This is a genomic window from Burkholderia sp. IT-111MI5, from assembly GCF_949752865.1.
GTDB lineage: Bacteria > Pseudomonadota > Gammaproteobacteria > Burkholderiales > Burkholderiaceae > Burkholderia > Burkholderia pyrrocinia_C.
In genome coordinates this window covers 171,511-186,561 of sequence record NZ_CATKIF010000033.1, presented here as the reverse complement: position 1 = coordinate 186,561, position 15,051 = coordinate 171,511, and the positions used below count along the sequence as shown (strand labels likewise).

General features: G+C 63.2%; 10 protein-coding genes. 2 read left to right on the top strand and 8 right to left on the bottom strand.

Going from position 1 to position 15,051, the window contains the following annotated elements; genetic code table 11:
• The first annotated feature begins 42 nt into the window (after positions 1-42).
• On the top strand, positions 43-3,477 hold the full coding sequence (locus ACM6JT_RS22680; RefSeq protein WP_414857346.1) for an RHS repeat-associated core domain-containing protein: 3,435 nt from the start codon (positions 43-45) through the stop codon (positions 3,475-3,477).
• Here ACM6JT_RS22680 and ACM6JT_RS22675 read toward each other — a convergent pair.
• From ACM6JT_RS22675 to ACM6JT_RS22640, 8 genes are all read right to left on the bottom strand, one after another.
• Positions 3,382-4,785: a GlcNAc-transferase family protein gene (locus ACM6JT_RS22675; protein WP_175769652.1), complete on the bottom strand. Its 1,404-nt coding sequence runs from the start codon at positions 4,783-4,785 to the stop codon at positions 3,382-3,384. The genes ACM6JT_RS22680 and ACM6JT_RS22675 overlap by 96 nt on opposite strands.
• A 40-nt stretch (positions 4,786-4,825) precedes the next feature.
• Complete coding sequence (locus tag ACM6JT_RS22670) at positions 4,826-5,857, bottom strand: fimbrial protein (RefSeq protein WP_414857345.1); 1,032 nt, start codon at positions 5,855-5,857, stop codon at positions 4,826-4,828.
• A gap of 70 nt (positions 5,858-5,927) precedes the next feature.
• Positions 5,928-6,926 (bottom strand): ImpA family type VI secretion system protein, encoded by a 999-nt coding sequence (locus ACM6JT_RS22665; protein ID WP_175769657.1) that lies wholly within the window; start codon positions 6,924-6,926, stop codon positions 5,928-5,930.
• A complete protein-coding gene (gene tssG / locus ACM6JT_RS22660) occupies positions 6,923-7,987 on the bottom strand; it encodes a type VI secretion system baseplate subunit TssG (protein ID WP_175769648.1) in 1,065 nt (354 codons plus the stop codon). The genes ACM6JT_RS22665 and tssG overlap by 4 nt, the downstream gene beginning before the upstream one ends.
• A 2-nt stretch (positions 7,988-7,989) precedes the next feature.
• A complete protein-coding gene (tssF, locus tag ACM6JT_RS22655) occupies positions 7,990-9,870 on the bottom strand; it encodes a type VI secretion system baseplate subunit TssF (RefSeq protein WP_175769640.1) in 1,881 nt (626 codons plus the stop codon).
• A 1-nt stretch (position 9,871) separates the two neighbouring features.
• Complete coding sequence (tssE, locus tag ACM6JT_RS22650; protein ID WP_175769639.1) at positions 9,872-10,387, bottom strand: type VI secretion system baseplate subunit TssE; 516 nt, start codon at positions 10,385-10,387, stop codon at positions 9,872-9,874.
• Positions 10,384-11,220, bottom strand: a complete 837-nt coding sequence (locus ACM6JT_RS22645; RefSeq protein WP_175769637.1) for a type VI secretion system accessory protein TagJ — start codon at positions 11,218-11,220, stop codon at positions 10,384-10,386. The genes tssE and ACM6JT_RS22645 overlap by 4 nt, the downstream gene beginning before the upstream one ends.
• A complete protein-coding gene (locus ACM6JT_RS22640; RefSeq protein ID WP_175769635.1) occupies positions 11,204-11,815 on the bottom strand; it encodes a TagK domain-containing protein in 612 nt (203 codons plus the stop codon). The genes ACM6JT_RS22645 and ACM6JT_RS22640 overlap by 17 nt, the downstream gene beginning before the upstream one ends.
• A 508-nt stretch (positions 11,816-12,323) precedes the next feature.
• On the opposite strand from ACM6JT_RS22640, the gene tssH reads away from it, so the two are divergent.
• Positions 12,324-15,032 carry a type VI secretion system ATPase TssH gene (gene tssH, locus ACM6JT_RS22635; RefSeq protein ID WP_175769633.1) on the top strand — a complete coding sequence of 903 codons (2,709 nt, stop codon included), beginning with the start codon at positions 12,324-12,326 and terminating at the stop codon, positions 15,030-15,032.
• Positions 15,033-15,051: the final 19 nt, after the last annotated feature.

Genomic DNA, 15,051 nt, shown 5'->3' with positions numbered 1-15,051 from the left:
TCGGAAGCATCGCCGGGCATTCAGAAAGATAGGGAAAACAAAGTGAATTTCGGCGGTATTTCTGGATTGGGTGCAGTACTGGCCAAAATGCCCGGCATCGTGTTGCCGTTCGCAAGTGCGAGTCCGGTGATTGACCGACTGGACCGTCTGGGCGATGCGCTCGATCGCTATCGCATACGCTGCGCATTGTCGGGTATGCATCGCGCTTCGATCGACGCGATATCCGGTGGAAAGCTTTGTCTTGCCGCCGGCGCAAACGACTTCGAGCTGCTTGGCCGTCTTCCGCTGAGATGGTCTCGCCGTTATGCAAGCACGTGCGACGCGATCGGCTTGCTCGGGGTCGGTTGGCGAACCTGTTGGGAGAGCACGCTCCGCAAGGCCGGCGAACGGCTTGTCTATATGGACGAACACGGCAACACGCTCGACGTGCCTTTTCCGGAACGCGGCACGCAGGTAATCGCGGTATCGGAGCAGTTGCATTTCGCGCATTTTCCGGACGGTCGCCTCGTCGTTGCGGACTTGAAGCCGCACTATCGGATTTTCGGCGATTTCGACGAAAACGGGATCGCACGCCTGAAGTACATCGAGGATCCGAACGGGCAGAGGATCGGATGCATTTGGGATGCCGCCGGGCGGCTGCTCGGCATGCGCGGGACGTGCGGACACGAACTGAAGATGCATTACGACGAGGCGAAGGGAGGCGAGCGGCTCGGCATCATCGAGTGCATCGATGGCGGCCGCGGCGGTGCGATCGCCCGATACGGCTATAGCGAGAACGGCGAGCTAACCGAGGTGCGAAATCGCATCGGTGCTATCGCATGTCGCTTCGCGTGGCAGGACGGCCGGATCGTTGAAGCAACCGATCCGCTCGGCGTGACGACCCGCTATGCGTGGGAGACGATCGGCGGAGTCGCGCGCGTGGTCGAACGCGCAACGTCGGAGGGGGAGCGAGAGCGGTTCGTCTACGACATCGAACGACGCGTTACCAGGGTGACCGATGTATTCGGCCACGATGCCAGTTGGCAATACGATCGATCCGGCCGCGTTCAAACCCACATTGATTTCGACGGACGATGTTACTGCTTCGATTACAGCGATGCCGCTCTGCCGACTCATGTGCAGTTGCCGGGAGGGCGTGAGATCCGCTTCGAATACGATTCGCTGGGCCGCGTGGCCAAGGAAACCGATCCGGCGGGTGCGACCCGTGTCACGCACTACGCGTTTGCGACGTACGAGCCGGTATCGATGACGATGAGCGACGGCCGGACCTGGATGTGGGTGCGCAACGATCGTTTTCAACCGGTGCGTTACCGGGTGCCGTCCGGGGAATCGGTGCGTTTCGAGTATGGCGATGACGGTTGCCTTGCCCGCACGGTCGATGCTCAGGGCATGGCGACGACGTACGAACGCGACACACGAGGCCGCATGATTCGGCGGACCACCGCCGCAGGCGATTCGACGCACTACGAATACGATGTCGACGGTCACGTCGTTGGAATCACGGATGCGCTCGGGGCGACGACCCGCATCGAACGCGATGGGCTCGGCCGGCCGGTGGCCGTCATGCGTTCCGATGGCCGAGTGGAACGCTACATCTGGAACGCGGCAGGCCAACCGATATCGTATTACGGTCCGGGCGGCCGGAGCCGCCACTGGCACCGCGATCGGCGCGGCAATGTGGTGCGTACGGTCGACGAGGAAGGAAACTGGACGGCGCGGCAGTACGACGTGCACGGTCGGCTGATCCGTGTCGAGAACGCGAACGGCGTCGTGCGAACGCTGGAATGGGGCGCGGGCCATTGTCTGTCGATAACGGATGCGGACGGTGTGGTGCGCCGCTTCGACTACACCGACGCAGGGCAACTCGCCGGCGTGACGTCGACCGCGGGCCGGCATGTGCGCCGAGAGACGTTCGCCTACGATTCGGCCGGGCGTCTCGTTCAGCGCGTCACGCAACACAGCCGTTACACGTATCGCTATACCGTGCGCGGAGAACTCGAAGCGGTCGACCGCACGCCGACGACGGAAGGCGAGCTGCTCGGTATCGGTGCCGACCAAGTCTGGTTTCGATACGATGGACGAGGGCGTCTGGTCGAAGAGCGGGGCGCGAACGGCGAACTACACTACACCTACAACGCAACGGGTCGGCTCGTCGCGATGCAGTTGCCGCAGGGGAAGACAGTGCTTATCCGGCGACTCGTGACGGGAGACGTCGCGCGCATCGAGCTGGACGATCGTCCGATCGCTCATTTCTGGTATGACGCGATGCGACGCCCGATCGCACGCACGCAAGGTCGTCTGCGAACCCATAGCGGCTATTCGACGTTGGGCCTGCCCGTTTGGTGGCGTTCGGTGGGGATCGATGAGCCGACTGACGTCGCAGCGCCGGATGCAGAAGTCAGACGTTTGAGGCGCGGAGCGGAATATGGTCCCGGCGACCTGATCGTCAGGATGGACGGTCCGGACGAAGAGGCGGTCTGGTACGACTACGACCGGCGCGGTTGTCTGTTGCGGCGCGTGTCGGATCAGGCCGGCATCGAGTATTTCACGTGGGATGCCGTAGGCAATCTGCTCGATACGCCGGGCAGAAACTGGCTTCCGGTCGTCGACACCGATCATCGGATACGGGAGTGCCGCGGCTATCGCTACGAATACGACGTATGGGGGAATCTGGCGCGCAAGGTCGGCCACGATTGCACGTTGTCGCTGGTATGGGATGTGGAGGGCAGGATAATCTCGGCGCATCGAAACGGCCGCACTGTGCGCTATCGATACGATGCGCTCGGCCGGCGTATCGCGAAGTACGTCGAATTCGACGTACTGCCGCGTTCGGGCGAGGCGACGCGGGACGAGCTGGTTCGCTACGTATGGCAAGGAAGCCGATTGATTCAGGAGCAGCGTGCGAACGGGTTGCGTACCTATCTGTATCAACCGGAACCGGGTGGTTCGACGGGTTTCGCGCCGCTCGCTCGCGTGGATCAAGCGCTGACCGACGGCGCAGCGACCGTTGATGCGGAGGTCTATCATTACCATACCGATGGCATCGGGACGGCGATCGCGCTCACTGACGAAGCCGGCAACGTCGTGTGGCGTGCACGCTATCGTGCGTGGGGCAGATGCGCCGCGGCGCGCGAACGGGGTGGCGGCGTGGCAATCGATCAGCTGCTTCGCTACGCCGGGCAGTACGCGGATGAAGAAACGGGACTGCATTACAACGGTGCGCGCTTTTACGATCCGGACGCGGGGCGTTATGTCAGCCCGGACCGCGTGTGCGACGGCAGCGCCAGCCCTTATCGCTACGCGCCGAATTCGGCGACGTGGTGCAATCCGCGCGGGCGGGCGAAACCGGAACGCTCTCCGGGTTTCGCCGCGGGAGAGGCGTCAGACAATGACGGTGTGCTCGACCCGGCTCAGCAGATTGCCGCCGCCGTCGAGCAATTCGACGGCATATCGGCCTGGGACGTGTTCGAGCGCTGACAGGAAGATCACGTGAAAATCGAGCCAGTCGTTGGTTCGGCGTTCGGATAGACCCTGCGTGTCGATGGTCTCGCGATGCTGTTCGAGGCCGTTCTCGTCGTGAATCGTAACGACGGCCGATCGCGCGGCCGATAGTGTTCCCTGCGCGGGCTGCGTGGTCGCGAATTCGTCGAAGGTATTTCGATGCAGGCAGACGCGCACGTCGTTGGCGCGCCGTAGTCGCTCGTTCCATGCCGGGTCGTCGGCATGCGACGCGCCGGGCGGCTGGGGCGGTTCGTGATTCAGCGTGGCTTCATGAACGCCGCGGCGCGCGAAGCTAATGCCCGCGTAAGCCTCGTACTCGGCCAGCGTGCGTTGAGTGCCCAAGCCGTACCGGCCGAAGTCGTTTTGAGAGCATATTTGACCGTCGACGCCGAGCAGCATGCGATTGCGCCGATACGCGCGAGTGTCGCGCTCGACCCAATGTGCGTCGATGTCTCCGCGCTGCTTGGCTTGATCGGTATGATCGTCCCACATCTTGACGCGATGCCGGCGCGTATATTCGTGCCATGCGATCACGCGGTGCGGATGGTACAGATCGTAGCCGTGCGTGAAGGCGCGCGCGGCGATCGAGATTTCCTCTCCGAGAAAGAAGAAATCTGGATCGTGCTGAACCGCTTCGGAAAAGTGCCCGTCCGCGAACGCGAAATGCGCGCTGTAGAAGCGCGCCCTGACCGGACGTTGACGGATCTCGTCGGCGCGCAGGTGCCGGCCTCGGAACATCACGACCCCTTCCACGCCGAATCGATCGAAGCACATGAACTGCGGCGTTTCGCTCGGTGCGGAATCGCTTTCCGGGTCGAACGCCGGAAGATAGGCGGTCAGAACCGGTTTCGTGCTTTCGTCGCGCAACGATTCCAGCATGTCGATCGCGCGCGTGTCCCAGTGGTTGACGAAACGATGATGCGAGTCGAGTTGGAGCGTGTAGCGCTCGCCGCCGTAGCGTCGCTGAATCAGGTTGCGCGCCCAACACGCTCCCCGGGTTCGGAGATGCGGCACGTCGATGAGCTCGACGCCTGCGCCGCGATAGTCCAGCAGATGGTGGGGCCAGCCGTTCGCGGTCGTCGTTCGCCATTTTCCGAAACCTTGTTGCCAGAATGCGCCCAGCGCTTCGTCGGATGCATGTTGCCAGCAGACGACGATGCGCAGCAAATCGGGGTTTCTCGCCTTGTCGATCAGATTGCGCAGCGTGGGAATCAACTGCGAATCGCGATAGCTCGCGATCTGGACGAAAATCGAGTCGGGGCGGGTGGCGGATGGAGCAGTCATGCGCTTGATATCCAGTTCGTATGCGTGGGTGACGTTCGGGTCAGAGCAGGGTCATGAGGATCGTGGCGGTCGCCTGAATCTTGCCGGCCGTCGGCGGCACGTTTCCCACGCGCAGCACCGTTGCCTCGAGCGCGAATGGCGATTGCATGCCGATGATCGGCGTATGGGTGATCGTGCTGGCGGAATCGTTGGGCCGCAGGACGATGTTGGTGGAAATTTCTTTCAGTCGAATCGCGAGATTCGCTGCGCCGGTATTTTTCAGCATGCTGTGATCGTCGCTATCCGGCGTGCCCTTCAGCATCGCGGTGATCGATGCGGGCGGCGTCGGCCCTGAGCAGAGCACGGTGAAATTCACCGGTCGCGTCGGCCCGCTGGTAGCCGACACGTCAGCCGGCCCGAACGTGCCGAAGTCGATGTTCTGTTCGCTACTGTCGACTCTGCAACTCGGCTGGATTTTGACGACGATGCCGCCACTGGTGACTGTCGTGACGGTCTTGCCGTCTCCATTGGCGCGTCCCGTGCCCACGGGGCCTGTAAACGCGACGCTCGAGTTGCTGTTGGCGATGTCTCCGGTCTTGACCAGCTCGATCCTGAATCGGGCACCGGCGCCGAGATAACCGTAGACGACACCGTCGGGCGGGTCGGGAGGGGCAGCGAGCGGGACGTTGATCACGAACGGGAATTGAGATTCGTTGCCGTCTGCCCGAACGTAGCTGAGCCGGAAGCCGATGCCTTCCACGTTTGTTTTGTAGTAGTTCGGGAGCGGCGACTGCTGGGGGGGCGTGTAGTAATCGGCGTTCATTGATCCCGTGTTGGTGCAGGCCACGATAGCGCTCTGGATGGAAATCGGAACGGTGTAGCCCGTAGCGATCAGCGAGCCAACTGCAAGATCGGGATCGATCGATACCGAACCTTCCGGGAAGGCCACATTGAGCTGCAAGTTCTGGTAACCGTGATAACCGTGGGACTGCACCTCGGCAATTTGAGCCTGCGTCAACTGCAGACAGGCCGCGGATGCAGCGCCGGAGATCCCGAAACCGGCCAGGATCAGAAGCCGAACGATTCTTTTCATCGAAAATTGTCTTGATGACTCTGTACAGTGAAAGTAGATGCGATTGCGCCGACGCGATCGAGACGCGCCGTCATTGCTCGGCCGCATCCCACGTGGCCAGCAGGTCGGCCGGAATGATGTGTGCGAGTTCCGAAAACCGCTTGCCGACCATGCGTTCGGACTGACGCAGCAGGACGATGACGGGGCTGCTCGGTTCGTTCTGTTCGAACCACTCGCGCGTTTCCCGAATGGTTGCCAGTGCGGTCCGTCGGTCGACGAGGGGCGCGGCCTGCGCGGGGCCTCCGTTGGGCGGCGCGTTGCCGAGCATTTCGATCGCGCCGGGCGCAGCGGCAGGGCCGCCGTCGGCTTGCAGGCACTCGAGCGGTTTCAGCAATTTCAACAGCGCGTCGAAGTCGGGTGCGTCGGCGCCGAGCGTCGCTTCGCACCAGGCGGCGATGCCCATGGCGATGCGTCGTGCGTCGACGAGCGCGAGTATCCCGGCATCGCGTGCCGCCCACCATTCCTTGAGCAACCGGATGGCGGCCTCCGGCGCGAGCGCATCCTTGTGGCGCGGCGTAGCGAACGCCTTTTCGATGTCCCGCAGATGCAAATGCAGTCCCGATGCAGCCGGCAGCGGCGTATCGCGTGTATCGCCGAGCACGCCGTCGGGATCGGCCAGGGCCGCGATCGCATTCGAATAGATCGTCGCATCGCGCTCGCCGTCGAGCATGGGAACGGGATGAAGCGCGTTGCCGTAACGTTCGAACAGCGCACCCAGAACGGCCAGCCCGTCGCGCAATCCGGCTGCGCCGTTCAGCCGGATCCGGCATCGCAATAGCACTATCGCGAGACGGATATCCTTGGTGCGCAGCAGCAGCGCGCGACAGTCCCGTTCGATCTCGGTCCAGTTGACGACTTGCGGAACGTCGATGAAGTCGCCGTACTGAACTTCGACGCGCGGCGCGACGGCGGCCATTAGCATGACGAAATCCGGATCGTATTCGAGGTCGGGGCCGCAGGGCGCGCCGGTGTCGATCGGTTTGAGTACGTCGGTATCGCGCGGTTCGACGACGAATGTGTGAAGGGTCATGCTTGAAAATCTCTGGAACGGTTGCAGTATTGTTGGGGCTGGAACACCATGCCGACCATCGGCTGTTCGTCCGCACGCTTGCCGAGCCACGTCGAATAACCGAGTTGCTGGGACGGGCCGATGCGGGCAGGCGGCGCGGCGCGCGACTCGATCAGCAGCTTGATGTCCCACGCGTATTCGTAGCCGACGAACGCATTCACCCACGCGACGAATGGCTTGAAATCCCTGCCGTGAGGGGTGAGGCGCAGGTACTGGTCGAGATCGAGAGGGCCGATCACCAGGCGGAATTTGTGCTGCCGGTCGAGAATGGCTTCACCGAGGTGTGCAGAATCGCCGATGACGGCTGCGGCGCCCGGAATGCCGAGCCTCGCATGATCGGTTTCGGGCAGGTAGATCCAGTGCGCCACGAATTCCTCGATCTCGACGGGAACGCCGAAATAATGCGAGAGGGTCGCCGCGAGGCCATTCGGGTTGCGCGCCTCGCATACGAGGTGTGCCGCCGCGCTGTACCGCGCGTGGGCGGGCAGACAGGACAGCCTGGCCTCGGCCGGATCGAGCCCTGCCAGGCTCGCGATATAGAACGAGAACGTCTCGTCGGATCGATCCAGCGACGCGGTGGCCTGTGCCGATGCCCACGCACGATAGAACTGAGACAGGGCGCGATGATGGAACAGATCGACAAAGTGAACGAGCGCGTGATCCTGGTGGCTTTCGACGCGGCTATGGGCCAGCTCCGTCATGTGCAGCGGCAACGGTCCCTGCGGCCCCCACAGGCCGAGCCCGAACAGGCGAATGTCGAAGCGGCCGTCGCGCATGTCCATCAACGCGATTTCGCGCGGCGCGAACACCATGGTCGGCTGTTGCCCGATTCGGAACGGCTCTTCTTCCGGCAGGCATGCGGTGCCCGGCGCAGGCATTTGCGGCGTGCGCGCGGCGATGGCGCGCAGCAGCGTCATGAAACCGGATTGCCAGGGCGCCTGCGAATCGAACCAGGCGGCGAGTGCTCGAGGATCGAACGGCATCGTTGCGACAGCAGCGGTTTTCGGTGCGAGTTCATCCATGTCTAGATGACTTTGCGTCCACCCGTGCGCGGTTGCCATTTTGCAATGAGGCCGCGTTGCATGGAGTGGAGTTCGGTTTCGGTGAATACGTTGATCGATGCGTGACGGGTGACGTAATGCTCGAGGATCAGCCCGAACAGGTAGGGGCTGATGCCGGAGAAGCCGGTTTCGTCGACCGTCAGCTCGCAGCGCACGCCGCGTCCGTATACGAGCAGCCCCGGATTCGGCAGGCGGCGTACGACGGGTTCATACCGTGCGCCCACGAGTGCTTCGATTTGTCTGGCCTGCTCGCGATCGCCCGGCGTGGCGAACAGGCTCAGCATGTTGCGCAGTGCCTGGCCGCAGGCGTCGCGATCGAGTTCGGCCAGCGGCATGTAGTTGAACCCGAGCTGGCGTATCAGGCGCCATGCCGTTCTTCCTTCGGCGTATGGCGCGCGTGGCGAACTGGGGGAATGGACGAAGCTCGAGCCCTCGATCGGAACCGAGTCCGACACCGTGAGGTTCATCTGGCCGGCGGAGGGAATCAGGCGCGGCAGATCGCGATTGGTGACCCATGCGTCGACCGAGAGATAGCGAATGTCGTCGGAATAGGGCGCGTTCGCCTGATCGACGAGCGAGAGATAGACCTCGGTGCCGACATATGACGTCCGGGTGCCGTACTTACGCGCGTCGATCGAGCGCATGCGCGGCTCCCGGCGTACCGAAAAGTATCGGCCGTGGTTGCCAAGATCGGCGTGCACGGTCTGATACAGCGGATTGAACGCGATTTCCTCGGATGTTTGGGCTTTTCTGCCGAGCACGCGCGAGACGGAAAATATCTCGTAGTCGAGTGGGCGTGTGCGATCAGGGAGCAGATGATAGTCGGGCTGCGCCCGATCGATTTCGACGCGGTCCATCTGCTTGTGAAACAGGTTGATGACCGGCGTGCAGAACAAGTGGAATCGGGACGTATCGGCGTGTGTAACCAGTTCGTCCGGAAGGCGATCGAGCAGCAGCACGATCTCGGCTTCCTTACCGTCGATGTTCGCGAAACCCGGTGCGAGCCGGTTCAGCGCGAAAAAATAAAAACGCTGGCGCGACGCGAAATATTCCTGCAGAAGATTGTGTCCATGGAAGGTGTTCCACGTGAGCGGCAACAGCCCCTGGTCCGGTCGCAGGCCCTCGAATCCGACCGGTGCTTTCGGGACCACATACCCTTCCCCGCGCGGCGCATCGCCTGCACGAATCACCGATGCGATGCTGCTTGCGTGAATCAGTTCGAACAGGTGCGACGCGATGCGTTCGTCGCCGCCGATGTAGATCGGCAGACGGTCCAACTGCGTCAACTGATTGAATTTGATGTCGCCTGTCGTGCGCAAACGCAGGCGCAGCGCGCCGCGCGCCGTCGAAGCGGGCCGCAGGTGGTGGCCGGTCTCCGGCAGGTCTGGCGGTACGGTCGTCAGTCGCGCGTCGGCGATCTCGATCGGCCACAGCGTCACCTCCTGGCCGCTGCGAAATTCGCACGCCGTCTGCTCGCCCGGCGGGACGGCCGAGCGAAAGACGCTATGGCGCGGCACTTTCACGCCCTTCGAGAAATTGCCCATCCGCAGGCTCGGCCGCAGCTTGACGACGGCGATCGACGGCATCGGCGCGATATGGTTCGGATGGACGACTTCGAGCAGGCGCTGCGTAAAGCGCGGAAACTCGGCGTCGAGCTTGATCTGGGTGCGCGCCGACATGAAGCAAAAGGCTTCGATGAGACGTTCGACATACGGATCGGCCACTTCGATGCCATCCATTCCCAGGCGGCGCGCGATTTTCGGATGCCGGGCGGCGAACTCGCCGGACATTTCGCGCATGAAGGTCAACTCGCGACTGTAGTAATCGAGAAAGCGTGGATCCATGTCAATGATCCTGGAGAGAATGCGTGTCGGGCGTGACTCGATCGATTTCCATGTCGAGCATGCTTCGAATGCGGAATTCGACGGGAATGGGCGACCAGTACATGAGCCCGCTGATTTCGAATATCAATCGGTTGTACCGTATCGGGTTCTCGTGGTGGATGGGGCGAATGCGCAGCGAGTCCGGCAGCAGGCGCGGTTCGAAGCGGATGATGGCCGTGCGAATCATCTTCTCGACGACATTCCAGTCTCGATTGGCGAGATAACTCCCGGAGAGCGGCGGAATGCCGTAGTTGACGACCGAATCGAGCGCCGCGGCATGCCGTGGCGCGTCGAGTTCGTCGTCGAGGTTCGTCGTGTTGAGAAGCAGGCTCAGGTCGCGCCGGACGAGGCGATGCATGCCTTCGCTATCGGGCGCATGGTGCCGATGTTCACGTTGCCGTTGCGGCGCGTCGTCGATCAGACGATCGATGAGCGACGGCATGTACGTCGTGCGGTGTCGGGGTTGAGGTGCGTTCATGCCGGTTCGCCGTGATCGAACCGACACTCGCCGATATCGAGAAGCCCGATATCGCCGTGGTCCGAGCTCCAGGTCTTCTGGCCGACCGCGATCACGCCGGTGGCGCCGACATCTTTCCATGCGGTTTCGCGCGCGAGCTTGAACGCGGCGGAGGCCTGTTCCGAGCCGGGATAGCGCACCGGAAGATAGCCGCGCAGCTCGGTGGCGTTGCGCAGGCCTGCCACGGCCGAGCGCCACACGAGGTCGGTCAGTGCCGTGATCGGGCTGAGCGTGAGCGATTGCATGTCGTCGAACGGTATCCATCGATAGCCGCCCGCGACGGCTAGCTCGCATATCGGCCCGATCCGGCTGTCGCTGTCGGTCAGCCATGCGAATTCGCCGATTTGCGGGCTTCGACCGCGCGTGGCCGGCGCGCCGTCGAGTGCGGTGCGGCGGAGCGCGTCGGCGGCGCAGAGGTCGCCGTCGAACAATTTCGCGTTGGCCTGCGCCAGCGTATCGACCCAGGCCGGCAGCGAATCGATGCCGGCCGGTGTACGTCGGCCGTCGAACACCTCCGATCGAAAGCGCTCGCACCGTATCAGCCCGCGATACATCTGCGCGCGAGGGGCGCCTTCGGGTTCCAGCACGGCCCACGTCTGCAACTGCTGCAGCGCGCGATCCCATTGGCCGTCGACGCACAGCAGTTCGAAGAGCAGCCAGCGCGAGCGCGTGTTCGATGGGTGCCGTTTCACGTCGTCCATGACTTGCGCCTTCCAGTCGTCGAAGGTTCGCGTGCCGAGCAGGTCTTGAAGTGTGGAAGGGCGCGGTGGGGAGAAATCAGCGATGGTGCTCATCTGGAGAATCGGAGGTAAAGGCTTCGACGGAGTCGGGTAGGGCCATGTGACTGTCCAGGCCGATCAGGTGATGTTCTTCGCGGGTGAGTCGCGCGACCGGGCCGGCGCGGCAAGCGCGGAGGTCGGGCGGCGCGAACACGGAAAGGATGTCGCGTCGCTGCGCCGTTTCGAATAGCGGCGCGGCATCGCATGCGTCGAGACTGTCTAGCAGCGCGTCGATGTTCTTGCGGGCCGTCAGCAATTCGGCTACGGACGATTCCGGCGGGAAATTGCTTGCCGGGTGCCATGGTGCGTCCTCGTCCTCGGGAAACCGGATCGGCGGCGTGCTTGCGTTCGGCAAGCTCAGGCCGGCCTCGGTCATGCCGTTGGTGCCCGGGCTCAGGAGCGCTTGCCGGAATTCGACCATCAGCATGTAGAGTGGGTCCGTCTCGTCGATATTGATCGGCGGGTTCGGCCACATGTCGTCGCCATGGTCGCTTCCCGGTGCAAAGGGATCGAGATGGATGAGCGGCGCGTCGCCGGGATCGACGTCGACGACGATTGCACCGGCCGCGCGCGACGCATCCTGAAGCGGAGGAGAGGCAAGGCCGTCCATGGGTTGAATGTCGAATCTCACTGGTCGAAGCACGTCATGTACGGGCGTTGCCCGTCTGGTTCTGGTGGCCGGTGCGGCCCATGCAAAAAAGGATGTCGGGTGGAGCGGCATGCGAGCAGGCGCGTGCTCGATGAACAGGATTCCTATCGCATGACCGACATGCCCGAAGCCGCGTGTCCCGTGACGCCGGTCTTGCCGACGGCTTGTTGAAATCGGTCATGAATCATCCAGTCGGTACGGCGAAATTCGAATAAAAATGGATAAAAAATAGCGATTTTCGAGCTAAACACGATCGAATTCCCGTGTTACGAAGAAGACGAAAAGATGGTACTTGGCCGCACGAATGCGAAATATGGGCGGACGCCCAAATACACACGCCGATCGACGGACTATGCTTTTTATTCCTTGGCTCGCTCGGGGATGTCTGTTACGCATGCCGCCGATCGAACCCGGAAGCTCATTCGGACCGGGTTAATCCGGCTGCAACATCTCCATTCGTTACGTCAAAATGCCCATTTCACGTCATGCGCTGTTCGGAAAACTCGGGGCGACGCTCTTCAGGAGCATCGAGTCCGCGACGGCCTTCTCAAAGTTGCGCGGCAATCCCTATGTTGAGCTGGTGCATTGGTTGCACCAGCAGATGTCGCAGGTCGACAGCGATCTGCATCGTATCGTCAGGCACTGCGGCATCGATCGCGATGTGCTCGAAAGGGACCTGCTTGCTTCGTTGAATGCATTGCCGTCGGGGGCGACCGCGCTCAACGATTTTTCGCATCACATCGAGATGGCGATCGAGCGCGCGTGGGCGATCGCGACGCTTGCGTTCGGCGAGCGGCGGATCCGCGGCGCGTGGCTGATGACCGCGCTGGTCGAGACGCCGGAGTTGAGGCGCGTGCTGCTGTCGATTTCACCGGCGTTCGGCAAGATACCCGTCGAGGGGCTGGCCGATGCGTTGCCGGCGTGGATTGCCGGATCGCCGGAGGCGGATGACACGCCGTACGATCGGAGCGACTTCGGGAGCGCGATGCCGGGCGAGGCTTCCGGGGCGCTGGTCGAGCCCGGGAACGGGCAGGCGCTCGCAAGGTTCTGCACCGACTTGACCGCGCGGGCCCGTGCCGGCGAGATCGATCCGGTCGTGGGCCGCGAACTCGAGATCCGCACGATGATCGACGTGCTGATGCGGCGGCGGCAGAACAATCCGCTTCTGACCGGCGATGCGGGCGTGGGTAAAACGGCGATCGTCGAGGGGCTGGCGCTTGCGATTGCGGCCGGCGATGTGCCGCCGAAGTTGGCCGAGGTCGAGTTGTTGAGCCTCGATGTGGGGGCGTTGCTCGCGGGCGCGAGCATGAAGGGCGAGTTCGAGTCGCGACTGAAGTCCGTGCTCGAGGAGGCGTCGAAGTCGTCGACGCCGATCGTTCTGTTCGTCGACGAGATTCACACATTGATCGGCGCCGGCGGTCAGGCGGGTACCGGCGATGCGGCCAATCTGCTCAAGCCGGCGCTTGCGCGCGGCACGCTTCGCATGATCGGTGCGACCACGTGGTCCGAATACAAGCGATACATCGAAAAGGATCCGGCATTGACGCGGCGGTTTCAGGTGTTGCAGGTCGTGGAACCGGAGGAGCATGCCGCTGTCGACATGGTGCGCGGTCTTGCCGATGTCTTTGCCGATCATCACGGCGTCGTCGTGCTCGACGAAGCGATCCGCGCGGCGGTTGCGCTGTCGCATCGCTACATTCCGTCGCGCCAGTTGCCGGACAAGGCGATCAGCCTGCTCGACACCGCTTGCGCGCGCGTCGCCTTGTCCCAACATGCGCCGCCGCGCGAACTGCAACGCATTCGCGAGAAGCTGCAGGCGGCGCGCGTCGAAGCCGAGCTGCTCGGCCGCGAGGCGCGCATCGGGCTCGGCAGCGACGACGCATTGGCGAACGTCGGCGCGAGCATCGTCCGACTGGAAGCCGACGCACACACCGTCGAGACGGCGTGGCAAGCGCAGGTTGCGGCGGCGGCGGAGCTGGCGAGCGCACGTGCGGCATTGGGCGGCACGTCCGGCGCCGATGCGTTGACCGACCGCGACGTCTCGATAGACGTATTGCGCGCGCTCGAAAAGACGTTGTCGGATCTCCAGGCGAGCAGCCCGCTGGTCTTTCCCGAAGTCGACGAAATCGTCGTCGCGGAAATCGTTTCGGACTGGACGGGCATCCCGGTCGGACGCATGGTGACCGACGAGATTGCCGCCGTTCGGGTACTGCCCGCGACACTCGCTGCCCGTGTGATCGGTCAGGGCGATGCGTTGCGCAGGATCGGGGAGGGCGTGCAGACCGCGCGCGCCGGGCTGGCCGATCCGCGCAAGCCGCTTGGCGTGTTCCTGCTCACGGGGCCGTCGGGCGTCGGCAAGACCGAAACCGCGCTCGCGCTGGCCGATGCGCTCTATGGCGGCGAGCAGAACCTGATCACGATCAACATGAGCGAATACCAGGAGGCGCACTCCATCTCCGGCCTCAAGGGGGCGCCGCCAGGTTACGTGGGATATGGCGAAGGCGGCGCCTTGACCGAGGCGGTGCGCAGGCGTCCGTACTCCGTCGTGTTGCTCGACGAAATCGAAAAGGCTCACGGCGACGTGCACGAAATGCTGTATCAGGTGCTGGACAAGGGTTACATGGAGGACGGCGACGGTCGCTATATCGATTTCCGCAACACCACGATCCTGATGACGAGCAACGCCGGTTCCGATCTGATCGCCAACCTGTGCGCGGACGACATGCTCGCGCCGGACATGGACGGCTTGCGTTCGGCGTTGACGCCAGATCTTCTGAAGGTGTTTCCCGCCGCGTTTCTCGGTCGGGTCACGGTCGTGCCTTACCGTTCGCTCAGCCAGGATTCGCTCGCTCGGATCGTGGGCCTGCATATGGAAGGCGTAGTCGCGCGCATGGCCGAAAACAACCGGATCGAGCTGAGCTATGCACCGGACGTGGTCGACTATATCGTGGGCCGCTGCCTTGTCCAGGAGACCGGCGCACGTATGCTGATCGGCTTTATCGAGCAGCATGTGCTGCCGCGTCTGGCCCGATACTGGCTCGATGCGCTCGTGTCGCAGGACGCGAGCGAGCATATCGTGCTGGAGGTGGCCGATCCGGATGCCGGGCCCGCGGACGCGTTGGTGTTTCGGACACCTTGTGACATGCGGCAGGCCGTAGTGGCTGGCGAATGCGATTGAAATTCCCGATCGAGGTGCG